The organism is Microbacterium sp. Marseille-Q6648, assembly GCF_943181415.1.
In the GTDB taxonomy this organism is placed as follows: domain Bacteria; phylum Actinomycetota; class Actinomycetes; order Actinomycetales; family Microbacteriaceae; genus Microbacterium.
In genome coordinates this window covers 523,251-536,592 of the sequence record NZ_CALPBZ010000001.1, presented here as the reverse complement: position 1 = coordinate 536,592, position 13,342 = coordinate 523,251, and the positions used below count along the sequence as shown (strand labels likewise).

The following is a 13,342-nucleotide window of genomic DNA, read 5'->3' as shown; positions in this document are numbered from 1 at the left end:
CTGAGGGGATGGCATACAGCGCGCGTCGGCCCGCGTCGAAGACGCGAAGCGCGATTCCGCAGATCTCGTGGCGAACCCCGCAGCCGGCGCCCATCGTGCTGGTCTCGGGCCCCGAGGACGTGTGCGCCGAGCGCGCGATCGCCGGCGTGCGGGAGTACCTGCGCGCCGAGGACGCCAGCCTCGAGGTCTCGGACGTCCGTGCCGACGACTACGGCCCGGGATCCCTCCTGGCGCTGACGTCTCCGTCGCTGTTCGGCGAGCCGCGCCTCGTTCGCGTGACGGGTGTCGAGAAGTGCTCCGATGCCTTCCTCGCCGAGGCGATCTCCTATCTCGAGGCACCGCAGGACGGTGCCACCGTGATCCTCCGGCACACCGGCGCGAGCGTGCGCGGCAAGAAGCTCCTCGACGCCGTTCGCGCGGGGACAGGCGGCGGCGTCGAGATCGCCTGCCCCGCGATCAAACGGGAATCCGACCGGTTCGACTTCGCGGCAGGGGAGTTCCAGGCGGCGCGCCGCCGCATCGCGCCGACCGCCCTGCGGACCCTCGTCTCCGCCTTCGCGGACGATGTGACCGAACTCGCCGCAGCCTGTCAGCAGCTGATCGCCGACGTCGACGGGGACGTCACGGACGAGGTGGTCGAGCGCTACTACGGTGGTCGCGTCGAGACCTCGGCGTTCACGGTGGCCGACACGGCGATCGCGGGCCGCTACGGCGAAGCTCTCCTCGCGCTTCGGCACGCGCTGGCCTCGGGCGCCGACCCGGTGCCGATGGTGGCGGCGATCGCGTCGAAGCTTCGCACCATGGCTCGGGTGGCCGGCAGTCGCGAGCCTGCGGCGGCGCTGGCGGCCCGCATCGGACTCAAGGACTGGCAGGTCGATCGTGCGCGCCGGGACCTCTCCGGCTGGACCGAATCCTCGCTCGGCACGGCCATCCAGGCCGCGGCGCGCGCAGATGCCGAGGTGAAGGGCGCGTCACGGGACCCCGTGTTCGCACTCGAGCGCCTGGTGACCGTCATCGCCACGCGCGGCGAGAGCATCGCTCAGCGCTGAGGGCGGCCCGCTGTCGGTCGCGGTCGGTGACCGGAACGACGAAGGCCCGCCCCTTCCGGGGCGGGCCTTCGTCTGCAGCGCGGGCTCAGAGAGCGGCGACCTGCTTGGCGATCGCCGACTTGCGGTTGGCGGCCTGGTTCTCGTGGATGACGCCCTTGCTCACGGCCTTGTCGAGCTTCTTGGACGCCTTCGCGAGAGCCTTCTCGGCGGCGGCCTTGTCGCCTGCGGCGACGGCCTCGCGGGTGCGACGCACCTCGGTCTTCAGCTCGCTCTTGACGGCCTTGTTGCGCTCGTGCGCCTTCTCGTTGGTCTTGTTGCGCTTGATCTGCGACTTGATGTTCGCCACGTGTCGACGTTCTTTCGTTCGGAGTTTGATCGATGGTGTTGTCGGTTGGCACGAGAGGGGCACCGCGCGACGGTCGTGAGGGAAGAACCCACACGCAAGCCAATCAGCGAGTTTATCAGGTTCGCTCGAGTGTCGTGAGCGCGACGTTCAGCACGGCATTGAACACGTCGGGCCGCATGGCCGTCACGAGGTGCGTCGTGCGCGGAACCACGACCAGCTCGGCGTGGCGGGCGATTCCCAGGAACAGCTTCTCGTTGACGCGCAGCTGATCGTACTGGCCGTTGACGAACCACATGGGCGCGTCGATGCGGTGGAGGGCCGTCAGCAGGTCCAGCACCGACAGGCTGCGCAGGGCGACGTCCTGCATGTCGTAGGCGTACCCGCCGGCGCCGAAGTCGAAGCGCGTCTCGGGGGGCAGGGTCCGATCGAGCACGCGGTCGGCCAGCCACTGCCCCCGTCCGGGGAGCCGGTCCAGGCCCCGGGCCAGGAAGCGGTACGCGGTCAGCCCGACGCCGCGCGGCACCGCGGTGCACGACGCCGCGACGAAGCCGGCGATCGGGGGTCGCTCGGGGGCGCCGGCGTACTCGATCGACACGAGACCGCCCATCGAGTGACCGACCAGCAGGACCGGACCGCGCCCGGCGGCGGCGCGCACCGCCGCGTCGACGGTGTCGATGGCGCCCTCGAGCGTGAAGGTCTCGCCCATGCGGGTGCCGTGACCGGGCAGGTCGACCGCCGTCACCGGGTTGCCGCGCGCCTCGAGATACGCGGTCTGCGCGCGCCACATCGTCGAAGACGTGCGGATGCCGTGAACGAGGACCACCTGCACAACCATGGTTCCACGCTAATCACCCTCTGAGCGATCGGGCGTCGCCCCGCCCGGTAGAATTCGACGGACATGTCCCCCCGCGCCCACACCACGCTCGAGCCCGCGGCCACGCCCCCCGAGCGCATCCGCAATTTCTGCATCATCGCCCACATCGATCACGGCAAGTCGACACTCGCCGACAGGATGCTGCAGATCACCGGTGTCGTGTCGGATCGCGACATGCGGGCGCAGTACCTCGACCGCATGGACATCGAGCGCGAGCGCGGCATCACGATCAAGTCGCAGGCGGTGCGCATGCCGTGGTCGGTGCCCGTCGAGGGTGCGGCGGACTCGGTGTTCGCCCTGAACATGATCGACACGCCCGGCCACGTGGACTTCACGTACGAGGTGTCTCGGTCCCTCGCCGCGTGCGAGGGGGCGATCCTCCTCGTCGACGCCGCCCAGGGGATCGAGGCTCAGACGCTCGCGAACCTGTACCTCGCGCTCGAGAACGATCTGCAGATCATCCCGGTGCTCAACAAGATCGACCTTCCTGCGGCGGACCCCGAGAAGTTCGCCCTCGAGCTGGCGGGCCTGATCGGCGGCGACCCCGAGGACGTGCTGCGGGTGAGCGGCAAGACGGGCCAGGGCGTCGAGGAGCTCCTGGACCGGATCGTCCGCGACATCCCCGCCCCTGTCGGCGATGCCGACGCGCCGGCACGCGCGATGATCTTCGATTCGGTCTACGACTCGTATCGCGGTGTCGTGACGTACGTCCGCATGGTCGACGGCAAGCTCGAGCCGCGCGAGCGGATCCAGATGATGTCCACCCGCGCCACGCACGAGCTGCTCGAGATCGGCGTGTCCAGCCCCGAGCCGACGCCCACACGTGGTCTCGGCGTCGGCGAGGTGGGCTACCTCATCACCGGTGTGAAGGACGTGCGGCAGTCCAAGGTCGGCGACACGATCACGAACGCCCGCAAACCGGCATCCGATGCCCTCTCGGGGTACACGGACCCGAAGCCGATGGTGTTCTCGGGCATCTATCCGATCGACGGCAGCGACTACGGCGACCTGCGCGAAGCACTCGACAAGCTGAAGCTCTCGGACGCCTCGCTGCAGTACGAGCCCGAGACCTCGGTGGCGCTGGGCTTCGGCTTCCGCTGCGGGTTCCTCGGCCTCCTGCACCTGGAGATCATCACCGAGAGGCTCTCGCGCGAGTTCGACCTCGACCTCATCACGACCGCGCCGAGCGTCGTCTACGACGTGCAGACCGACATCGGCGAGCACGTGATCGTCACGAACCCCAGCGAGTATCCCGACGGGCGGGTGGCGACGGTGTCGGAGCCCATGGTGAAGGCGGCCATCCTCACGCCCAAGGACTACGTCGGCACCGTGATGGAGCTGTGCCAATCGCGGCGCGGCTCGCTCCTGGGCATGGACTACCTCAGCGAGGACCGTGTCGAGCTGCGCTACAACATGCCCCTCGGCGAGATCGTGTTCGACTTCTTCGACCAGCTCAAGTCCCGCACGCAGGGCTACGCGAGCCTGGACTATGAGCCCATCGGCACGCAGGAGGCGGACCTGGTGAAGGTCGACATCCTGCTGCAGGGGGAGAAGGTGGACGCCTTCAGCTCGATCGTGCATCGCGACAAGGCGTACGCCTACGGTCTGATGATGACCGAGCGGCTGCGCAAGCTCATCCCTCGACAGCAGTTCGAGGTGCCGATCCAGGCCGCCATCGGTGCCCGCATCATCGCCCGTGAGAACATCCGCGCCATCCGCAAGGACGTCCTGGCCAAGTGCTACGGCGGCGACATCACGCGCAAGCGCAAGCTGCTCGAGAAGCAGAAGGAGGGGAAGAAGCGCATGAAGATGGTCGGCCGCGTGGAGGTCCCCCAGGAGGCGTTCATCGCGGCGCTGTCCGGCGACGTCGAGGGCAAGGAGAAGAAGTAGCACACGGCCTCGACCGTCCGCTCACACCGGGCGCGCAGGGGCCGCGGCTACGCTGACATCATGCGCCGCGGGACGTTCAAGGACGAGACTGTCGACTATGCCGCTGTCGGGGCCAGCCAGGCGCCGGACCTGATGCAGTACCCGCCCGAGCGCAGCATCCCCGCCCAGGAATCGTGGCGGATCGGCAGCGGAGAGGCCCGTTTCCGCACGGCCTCGGACTCGCTGCTCTCGTGGGGAGCCCAGCGCGGCGCCGGTCTGACGCTGAGCGACGTGCGCCCCGCCTCCGGCCCGATGTACGCCGGGGTCAGCTTCGACGCCGAGGGCAATGCGATCGCGCCGAGCCGCACCGACGCTGATCAGAGATTCGACCAGGACGGCACGCCCTACGTCGCCGGCGGAACGACCATCAAAGTCGACGGCCGTGTCCGCGGGCAGCGGGCGGATGCCGAGCTGCGGGTGATCTTCACCATCGAGGAGCCGCGCCGCGTGGGGTTCGCGCTCGGCACGGTGGGCGGGTCGGTCGTCAGCGGCGAGGAGTCGTTCACGGTCGACTGGTACGACAACGACGAGGTCTGGTTCACCGTCCGCGCGTTCGACGCCCCGGCGGCCCTCCTGTACCGGCTCCTGCCCGCGTTGGTGCGCCGCCGGCGGCGCGAGCTGTTCACCGGCTACCTGCGCGCCATATCGCCCCTGTACGCCACCCCCGCGTGAGCCGCTGATGGGCGCCGCGTTGCCGGTGGGGGAGGCCGTACCCGAGGACGGGTCGCTGCCGGAAGGTCACGACGTCGACCGCGCCGTGTCTTTCAGCGCATATGTGCATGTGCCGTTCTGCCGAGTCCGATGCGGGTACTGCGACTTCAACACCTACACCTCGGGTGAGCTGCGCGGCGCGCGCCAGGATCGCTACGCCGACGACGTGCTGGCCGAGATCGCCCTCGCCGGGGCCGTCCTGGACCGCGCGGGGGGCCGGCGACCGGCGTCGACGGTGTTCTTCGGCGGAGGGACCCCCACGCTCCTGCCGCCCGGAGACCTCGCCCGCATGCTCAGGGGCATCGCCGAGCAGTTCGGAGTGGCGCCGGGAGCAGAGGTCACCGTGGAGGCGAACCCCGACACCGTCGACGACCGCGTGGCCGAGACGCTCGCCGCCGCCGGCGTGACCCGTCTCTCCATCGGCATGCAGTCCGCTGTGCCGCACGTCCTGCGGACCCTGGATCGAACCCATCGGCCGGAGAGCGTGGCCGTGGCGGTCGCCGCAGCGCGACGGGCGGGCCTCGCGGTGAGCCTGGACCTCATCTACGGCACCCCGGGAGAGACGCTGGAGGACTGGCGCGCGTCGATCGACGCGGTGCTCGAACTCGAACCCGATCATGTCTCGGCCTACGCCCTCATCATCGAAGACGGCACGGCGCTGGCGCGGCGCATCCGACGGGGCGAAGTGGCGATGCCCGACGACGACCTGCAAGCCGACATGTACGAACTGGTCGACGGACGGCTCGGCGCGGCTGGATTCGAGTGGTACGAAGTCTCGAACTGGGCGCGGACCGACCGGGCCCGCTCGCGCCACAACCTCGCGTACTGGCGCGGCACGGACTGGTGGGGCTTCGGGCCGGGTGCTCACAGCCACATCGCCGGCGTCCGCTTCTGGAACGTCAAGCATCCCGCCGCCTACGCCCAGCGCCTCGCCGCCGGAGGGTCGCCCGCTGCGGGGCGCGAACGACCGGACGCCGCGACGCTCCACCTCGAGCGGGTTCTGCTGCGCACGCGCATCAAGGACGGCCTGGACGTGAGCGACCTGTCCGACGCAGGCCGGTCCGCGGTCGCCGGCCTGATCGCCGACGGGCTCATCGAGGGCCCGGCAGCGGTGAGGGGGCGGGTGATCCCGACGCTTCGGGGACGCCTGCTGGCCGACGTCGTCGCCCGCGCGCTGACGGAGTGACACGGCGCCACGCGAGAAGGTGACGGCCGTCCGCGATCGCGGCGATGCGTCGCGGTAATATTGGCACTCGCGCAAGACGAGTGCCAGCAAGGGGGAACCATGGTCAGTGAGAGAGGCCTGCAGGTTCTTCGCGCCATCGTGCAGGACTACGTCGACACTCGAGAGCCCGTCGGCAGCAAGGCCATCGTCGAACGTCATGCGTTCGGAGTGTCGGCTGCGACCATCCGCAACGACATGGCCCTGCTCGAAGACGAGGATCTCATCGCCGCCCCGCACACCTCGTCGGGCCGCGTGCCCACGGACAAGGGCTACCGCGTGTTCGTCGACCATCTCGCGGAGCTCCGGCCGCTCAGCCCCGCCCAGCGGCACGCGATCGCGTCGTTCCTGGACGGGCCCGGTGACCTCGACGACGCCCTCGCGCGAACGGTGCGCGCGCTGTCGCAGCTGACCGGCCAGGTGGCGATCGTGCAGTACCCGTCGTTCGCGCGTGCCACGGTGTCGCACGTCGAGCTGGTGCAGCTGGGGGACGGACGCATGCTGGTGATCGTCGTCACGGACACCGGTCGCGTCTCGCAGCGGCTGGCATTCGTGCAGAGCGAGTTCGACGAGTCCGATCTGGCGCGGATGCGCGCCGAGATCGGCACGATGCTCGTCGGGCGCGCCGTGCGCGACGGGGTCCAGCGCATCGACGACCATCTCGGCTCCGCGACCGCGGGCGCGTCCGCCCGCGACGCGGCGACGTCCGCGATCCTCCGCGTCGTCGGTGAGGAGCTCGAGGAATTCCGGCAGGACCGATTGGTCATGGCCGGCAGTGCGAACCTCGCCCGGCGCGAAGCGGACTTCCGGGGCAGCATCTACCCGCTGCTGGAGGCCATCGAAGAGCAGGTGACGCTGCTCAGGCTTATGGGCGAGATGGTCGCGGACGAGCACGGGCTGGCGGCGAGCATCGGTCGTGAGAACGAGCCGTTCGGCCTCGGCGAGGCCTCGGTGCTCACCAGCGACTACGACGCGACGGGGGAGCGCGCCCGGGTGGGCGTCCTCGGACCGACGCGCATGGACTACCCGAGCAACCTGGCGGCGGTGCGCGCGGTCGCGCGCTACCTCACCCGCCTGCTCGACGAGGACGACGGCGCCCGCTGACCGCGGCGCCACCGACATCACGATGCCGCGCGACACGCGGCGGGGAAGGCGACAGTGGCTGACCACTACGAAGTACTGGGGGTCTCTCGCGAGGCGACCCCTGACGAGATCAAGAAGGCGTACCGGCGCCTGGCCCGGCAGCTGCACCCCGACGTGAACCCGGGGGACGACGCTGCGGAGCGGTTCAAGCTGGTCACCCACGCGTACGACGTGCTCAGCGACCCCGATCAGCGGGCGCGATACGACATGGGCGGTGACAACAGTCCGTTCGGCGGAGCCGCCGGGTTCGGAGGCTTCGGCGACATCTTCGAGAGCTTCTTCGGCGCCGCCGGCGGCGGTGCCCGGGGCGGACGACCGCGGTCGCGCCGGGAGCGCGGACAGGACGCGCTGGTGCGCGTGTCGCTGGAGCTCGGGGACGTCGTCTTCGGCGTCCATCGCGACATCGACGTCGACACCGCCGTGCTGTGCGAGACCTGCCAGGGGTCGTGCTGCCAGCCGGGGACGTCGCCGGTCACGTGCGACATCTGCCACGGATCCGGCCATGTGCAGCGCCAGGTCCGAAGCCTCCTCGGCAACGTCGTCACCAGCCAGCCCTGCAGCATCTGCCACGGGTACGGCACCACCATCCCTTACCCGTGCGCGACGTGTCAGGGGCAGGGCCGGGTCCGCGCCCGTCGCACGGTGTCCCTCGACATCCCCGCCGGCGTCGAGAGCGGGCTGCGACTCCAGCTCCCCGGCTCGGGCGAAGTCGGGCCGGCGGGTGGGCCCAACGGCGACCTGTACGTCGAGATCACCGTCGCCCCGCACGAGGTTTTCAGCCGCGACGGGGACGACCTGCTCGCCACCATCGAGGTGTCGATGCCCGATGCGATCCTGGGCACGACGACCACCATCACGTCGCTCGACGGCCCGGTCGACCTCGAACTGCGACCGGGCGTCCAGGGCGGCGACGTCCTCACGATCAAGGGCCGTGGCATCACCCCGCTGCGGGGTACCCAGCGCGGCGATCTGCGGGTGGGCGTCCACGTGGTCACGCCCACCCGGCTGGATGCCAAGGAGCGTGCCCTCATCGAGGAGTTCGCGAGACGGACCAAGGCGCCCGGACCGCAGCTGTCGGAGTTCCATCAGGGCCTGTTCGCGAAGCTCCGGGACCGATTCCGGAACGGCTGATCCGTGGCCCTGCACTTCGTCATCGAGGATGCCGCCACGGCCTCGCCCGGCGACATGCTGACGCTCGCCGGTGCTGAGGCCCATCACGCGGCCACCGTGCGCCGCGTGCGCCCGGGTGAGCACGTCACCGTCGGCGACGGGCACGGCACATGGCTCACCGGTACCTGCGAGAGCGCCGGCGGCGGGGAAGTGAGCGTCCGGATAGCGACGCGTGAGGACCGGCCGGCGCCCGAGCGCCGGCTCGTCCTCGTGCAGGCCCTGGCCAAGGGCGACCGCGACGAGCTCGCGGTGCAGGCGGCCACCGAGCTGGGCGCCGACCTGATCATCCCGTGGCAGGCCTCCCGCAGCGTGTCGAGGTGGGACGGCCCGAAGCGCGAGAAGGGACGCGCGCGGTGGGCGACGATCGTCCGCGAGGCCGCCAAGCAGGCCCATCGTGCCTGGATTCCGGAGGTCGCTGAGGTGACCGACGTGCGCGATCTGGAGCAGCTCGCGCATGGGGGAGGGATGCTCGTGCTCGAGCCCACCGCACAGAGCCGTCTCTCCGAGATCGACCTCGGCGCCGACGGCGACATCGTCCTGGTGGTCGGGCCCGAGGGCGGGCTCGCCCCGGACGAGCTCGACAGGCTCGTGGCGGCGGGCGCGCGCGCCGTGCGCCTCGGAGAGACGGTCCTGCGCACGTCGACGGCCGGGCCGGCCGCACTCGCCGTGGCGAGCACGAGGCTCGGCCGCTGGTGAACCGCCGTCGATAGACTGGAGCGCATGAGCGAACCGTCGATCTTCATGCGCATACTGCGGGGAGAGATCCCTGCCGAGATCATCGCCGAGACCGAGAACGCGTTCGCCATTCGCGACATCGCCCCGCAGGCGCCGGTGCACCTGCTGGTCATCCCCAAGTCCGACCGCTTCCGCGACGTGGTGGAGCTGGCCGCCGGGGACCCGGACCTGCTGTGCGAGCTCGTGGGCCTCGCGAACGCGGTTGCGAGCGAGCATGCCGACGGGGATTTCCGCCTCGTCTTCAACACCGGCCCCGGTGCCGGACAGACGGTCTTCCACGTGCACGCGCATGTGCTGGCCGGTGGCCTGGAAGAGAAGAGCGTCGGTGCCTGACGAATCCCCGATGACCGACCGGGTGTACGCCGACGGCGTCGCCATGGTGCAGTTGCTCGGCCCCCAGGATCGCCTGCTGCGCGTCGTCGAGAAGGAGCATCCCGACGTCGACGTCCACGTGCGCGGCAATGAGATCACGCTCACCGGCGAACCGGATGCCGTCGCCGCCGCTCGAAAGCTCGTCGACGAGCTCCTCGCGATGACGCGCACCGGACAGGGCCTCGACCCCGCGGATGTGACCTCCTCCAGTCGCATTCTCCGCGCAGACGGCGGACAGCGCCCGTCGGAGGTCCTCGGGGAGTCGATCCTGTCGTCCAGGGGAAAGGTGATCCGCCCGAAGACACTGGGACAGAAGGCGTACGTCGACGCGATCGACGAGAGCACGATCGTCTTCGGCATCGGCCCGGCCGGTACGGGCAAGACGTATCTCGCGATGGCCAAGGCCGTCCAGGCTCTTCAGCGCAAAGAGGTGAGCCGGATCATCCTCACGCGCCCGGCGGTGGAGGCCGGCGAGCGTCTGGGGTTCCTTCCGGGCACGTTGACCGACAAGATCGACCCCTACCTGCGGCCGCTCTACGACGCTCTCAACGAGATGATGGATCCGGAGCTGGTGCCCAAGCTCATCGCGACGGGTACCATCGAGGTCGCGCCCCTGGCCTATATGCGCGGGCGGACGCTCAACGACTCCTTCGTCGTGCTCGACGAGGCGCAGAACACCACTCCCGAGCAGATGAAGATGTTCCTCACCCGCCTCGGCTTCGGCACCAGGATGGTGGTCACCGGCGACATCACGCAGATCGACCTGCCCCAGGGCGCCTCCGGTCTGCGGCTGGTGACGCGCGTGCTGAACGAGATCGACGACATCCACTTCGCCTACCTGACCAGCCAGGACGTGGTGCGCCACACGCTGGTCGGTCGCATCGTGGATGCGTACAGCGAGTACGACGAGCGCCGCCTCGCCTCCCGTCGGGAGCGCGACGAGGCGGGCGAGCTGTCCAATCGCGCCGAGCGCCGCTCGCACGCGCGCCCGGGCGGCCCACGCGACCATCTGCCGAAACGAGGACGCGCATGACCATCGAGATCAGCAATGAGTCCGGCGTGGCCGTGGACGAGACGGTGCTGCTGCGGCTGATGGAGCACAACTTCGCCGAGCTCCACGTCAGTCCCGACGCCGACGTGGCGATCCTCATGGTGGACGAGGGCGCGATGGAGTCCCTGCATGTGCAGTGGATGGATGAACCCGGTCCCACGGATGTGCTCAGCTTCCCCATGGACGAGCTGCGCCCGGGCACGGAGGACCAGCCCACCCCGCCCGGACTCCTCGGCGACATCGTGCTGTGTCCCCAGGTGGCCGAAACGCAGGCGATCGCGGCGAAGCATTCGATGATGGACGAGATGGTGATGCTGACCACGCACGGTCTGCTCCACCTCCTCGGCTTCGACCACGCCGAGCCGGACGAGGAGAGGGAGATGTTCTCCCTCCAGAAGGACCTCATCATCGGCTTCCAGGCGACCGAGCGCCGCCGCGGGCGCGCATGACCCCGGCCCTCCTCCTCATCGCCGCTGCCCTCCTGCTGGCACTGGGCGCCCTCATGGTGGCGCTGGATGCGGCCCTCGGCGTCACATCGCGTGCGGACCTGCTCGAGTGGGGCACAGCGGGTCGCAATGCCGCGTCGCTGCGGCGGATCGCCATCGACCCCGAGGCGCACGCCAACGCGGTCGCCTTCATCCGCGTGCTGGCCGAGACGACCGCCGCGGTGCTGGTGACTGTCGCGCTCACGCTGACCTTCGACAGCATCTGGTGGGCGATGCTCACTGCTGCGGTGATCATGACGGGAGTCTCGTACGTCGTCGTGGGCGTGAGCCCGCGCAGCGTCGGACGGCAGCACGCCACCGGCCTGCTGCGCGCGGCGGCACCCGTGGTGCGCGGGGTACGGATCCTGCTCGGACCGCTGGCGCACGGGCTGGCCGCGCTCGGCACGCGACTGACCCCGGGTGTCCGACGCGGGGCGAACTTCGCGTCCGAGGAGCAGCTGCTGAGCATCATCGACGACGCCGCCGAGAACGAGCTCATCGAGGAGGATGACCGCGAGCTCATCCACTCGGTGTTCGAGTTCACCGACACCTATGTGCGAGAGGTGATGGTGCCTCGGACCGACATGGTCACGACCGACTCCTCGGCGACGACCCGCGACGCGATGGGGATCTTCCTCGAGAAGGGCGTCTCCCGCATCCCGATCGTCGACGACGAGGCCGACGACGTCATCGGACTGCTGTACCTCAAGGATCTCGTGCAGTTCGGGTTCCGCGACGAGGCGGGGTGGCGCGACGCGCCGATCCTCCGCATCGCACGCCCCGCCGTCTTCGTGCCCGAATCCATGAAGGCCGAAACGCTGCTGCAGCAGATGAAGCGTGACGCGGTCCACGTCTGCATGGTCATCGACGAGTACGGCGGCGTGTCGGGTCTCGTCACCCTCGAGGACCTGATCGAGGAGCTCGTCGGAGAGATCGTCGACGAATACGATCCGCGCGGCGACGAGGTGGTCGAGATCGAGCCCGGCCGCTACCGTGTGAGCGCCCGCATGAGCCTCGACGAGGTGGGCGATCTGTTCGGCCTCGAACTGGAGGACGAGGACGTCGACTCCGTCGGCGGGCTCCTCGGCAAGGCGCTCGGACGAGTACCGCAGCCGGGGGCGTCGGGCGAGTTGGCCGGTCTGGTGATGACGGGCGGAGCCTCGCGCGGCCGAGGCCGCCTCGCGACCGTCATCGTCGAGCGCGCCGCTGACGACGACGGCGAGGGCGATCGGCCCTCGCCCGCCATGGGGGACGTCCCCGTGCGCCCGCGGACCGGTGAGGTGCGCACGACCAGGAAGGCCAGCACATGACCGAGGCCACAGCCCCCGGCGGGTCCGCGACGAGATCCGGCTTCGCCACCTTCGTCGGCCGGCCGAACGTCGGCAAGTCCACGCTCACCAACGCGCTCGTCGGTGAGAAGGTGGCCATCACCAGCGACAAGCCGCAGACCACGCGGAGGGCGATCCGCGGCATCCTCAATCGCGCCGAAGGCCAGCTGGTCCTCGTCGACACCCCCGGGCTCCACCGCCCGCGCACCCTTCTGGGCCAGCGACTGAACGATCTCGTGGAGCAGGTCCTCGGCGATGTCGACGTGATCGGCTTCTGCGTCCCCGCCACCGAGAAGGTCGGTCCGGGCGATCGGCGGATCGCGGAGTCCCTCGACGGCTACCCGCGGGCGAAGAAGGTGGCGATCGTCACGAAGACGGATGCCGCGACGCGGGAACAGGTCACCGAACGCCTCATCGAGGTCGACCAGCTGCGGGCCGACTGGGCTGCGGTCATTCCGCTTTCGGCCCTCACCGACGAGCAGTTGGACGTGCTCACCGACGAACTGCTCTCGCTCATGCCCGAGGGCCCCCCGCTCTACCCCGAAGGCGTCGTCACCGACGAGACGGTCGAGGACCGCATCGCCGAGATCATCCGGGAGTCGGCGCTGGAGGGCGTCCGCGATGAGCTGCCCCACTCCATCGCCGTGGTGGTGCAGGACATCTCGGCCCGCGAGGACTCGGACCTCACCGATGTCTACGCCGACCTCATCGTCGAGCGCGACAGCCAGAAGGCGATCATCATCGGCCACCGGGGCTCGCGCCTGCGTGACGTCGGTGCGCGTGCGCGGTCCCAGATCGAGCCGCTCCTCGGCGCGCGCGTCTTCCTCTCGCTGCACGTGCGTGTGGCGAAGGAGTGGCAGCGGGACCCCAAGCAGCTGGGCCGGCTCGGATTCTGAGGCCTCGTCCGCTCCGCACGCCGCGGAGCGG

Annotated in this window: 14 protein-coding genes; 12 read left to right on the top strand and 2 right to left on the bottom strand. The window is 70.0% G+C overall.

The annotated features are described in order from the left end of the window. Positions 1-8 precede the first annotated feature (8 nt). Positions 9-1,049, top strand: coding sequence for a DNA polymerase III subunit delta (gene holA, locus NFR93_RS02545; RefSeq protein ID WP_251449759.1), 1,041 nt, complete (start codon positions 9-11; stop codon positions 1,047-1,049). Positions 1,050-1,134: 85 nt separating this feature from the next. On the opposite strand, the gene rpsT is transcribed toward holA, so the two are convergent. Next, positions 1,135-1,395, bottom strand: coding sequence for a 30S ribosomal protein S20 (gene rpsT / locus NFR93_RS02540; RefSeq protein WP_251449757.1), 261 nt, complete (start codon positions 1,393-1,395; stop codon positions 1,135-1,137). 115 nt (positions 1,396-1,510) lie between these two features. After that, entirely contained in the window at positions 1,511-2,230 is a 720-nt protein-coding gene (locus tag NFR93_RS02535; protein WP_251449755.1) for an alpha/beta fold hydrolase, read from the bottom strand. Positions 2,231-2,293: 63 nt separating this feature from the next. On the opposite strand from NFR93_RS02535, the gene lepA reads away from it, so the two are divergent. The 11 genes from lepA (at position 2,294) to era (ending at position 13,311) form a co-directional block, all read left to right on the top strand. Continuing rightward, positions 2,294-4,159, top strand: coding sequence for a translation elongation factor 4 (gene lepA, locus NFR93_RS02530; protein ID WP_251449753.1), 1,866 nt, complete (start codon positions 2,294-2,296; stop codon positions 4,157-4,159). Positions 4,160-4,219: 60 nt separating this feature from the next. Then, a complete protein-coding gene (locus NFR93_RS02525) occupies positions 4,220-4,870 on the top strand; it encodes a DUF1990 domain-containing protein (RefSeq protein ID WP_251449751.1) in 651 nt (216 codons plus the stop codon). Between the two features lie 7 nt (positions 4,871-4,877). Continuing rightward, entirely contained in the window at positions 4,878-6,095 is a 1,218-nt protein-coding gene (hemW, locus tag NFR93_RS02520) for a radical SAM family heme chaperone HemW (protein WP_251449749.1), read from the top strand. A 99-nt stretch (positions 6,096-6,194) separates the two neighbouring features. Further along, complete coding sequence (hrcA, locus tag NFR93_RS02515; protein ID WP_251449747.1) at positions 6,195-7,235, top strand: heat-inducible transcriptional repressor HrcA; 1,041 nt, start codon at positions 6,195-6,197, stop codon at positions 7,233-7,235. A gap of 54 nt (positions 7,236-7,289) precedes the next feature. Next, positions 7,290-8,405, top strand: a complete 1,116-nt coding sequence (gene dnaJ, locus NFR93_RS02510; RefSeq protein ID WP_251449745.1) for a molecular chaperone DnaJ — start codon at positions 7,290-7,292, stop codon at positions 8,403-8,405. A gap of 3 nt (positions 8,406-8,408) precedes the next feature. Continuing rightward, the gene (locus tag NFR93_RS02505; RefSeq protein WP_251449744.1) at positions 8,409-9,140 is read left to right on the top strand and encodes a 16S rRNA (uracil(1498)-N(3))-methyltransferase; all 732 of its coding nucleotides are present in this window, start codon (positions 8,409-8,411) and stop codon (positions 9,138-9,140) included. Between the two features lie 24 nt (positions 9,141-9,164). Beyond that, positions 9,165-9,512 carry an HIT domain-containing protein gene (locus NFR93_RS02500; protein ID WP_251449743.1) on the top strand — a complete coding sequence of 116 codons (348 nt, stop codon included), beginning with the start codon at positions 9,165-9,167 and terminating at the stop codon, positions 9,510-9,512. A 10-nt stretch (positions 9,513-9,522) separates the two neighbouring features. Beyond that, positions 9,523-10,584, top strand: a complete 1,062-nt coding sequence (locus tag NFR93_RS02495; protein ID WP_251451438.1) for a PhoH family protein — start codon at positions 9,523-9,525, stop codon at positions 10,582-10,584. Then, complete coding sequence (ybeY, locus tag NFR93_RS02490) at positions 10,581-11,051, top strand: rRNA maturation RNase YbeY (protein ID WP_251449742.1); 471 nt, start codon at positions 10,581-10,583, stop codon at positions 11,049-11,051. The genes NFR93_RS02495 and ybeY overlap by 4 nt, the downstream gene beginning before the upstream one ends. Next, the gene (locus NFR93_RS02485; RefSeq protein WP_251449741.1) at positions 11,048-12,397 is read left to right on the top strand and encodes a hemolysin family protein; all 1,350 of its coding nucleotides are present in this window, start codon (positions 11,048-11,050) and stop codon (positions 12,395-12,397) included. The genes ybeY and NFR93_RS02485 overlap by 4 nt, the downstream gene beginning before the upstream one ends. After that, positions 12,394-13,311, top strand: a complete 918-nt coding sequence (era, locus tag NFR93_RS02480; protein WP_251449740.1) for a GTPase Era — start codon at positions 12,394-12,396, stop codon at positions 13,309-13,311. The genes NFR93_RS02485 and era overlap by 4 nt, the downstream gene beginning before the upstream one ends. The last annotated feature ends 31 nt before the right edge of the window (positions 13,312-13,342 follow it).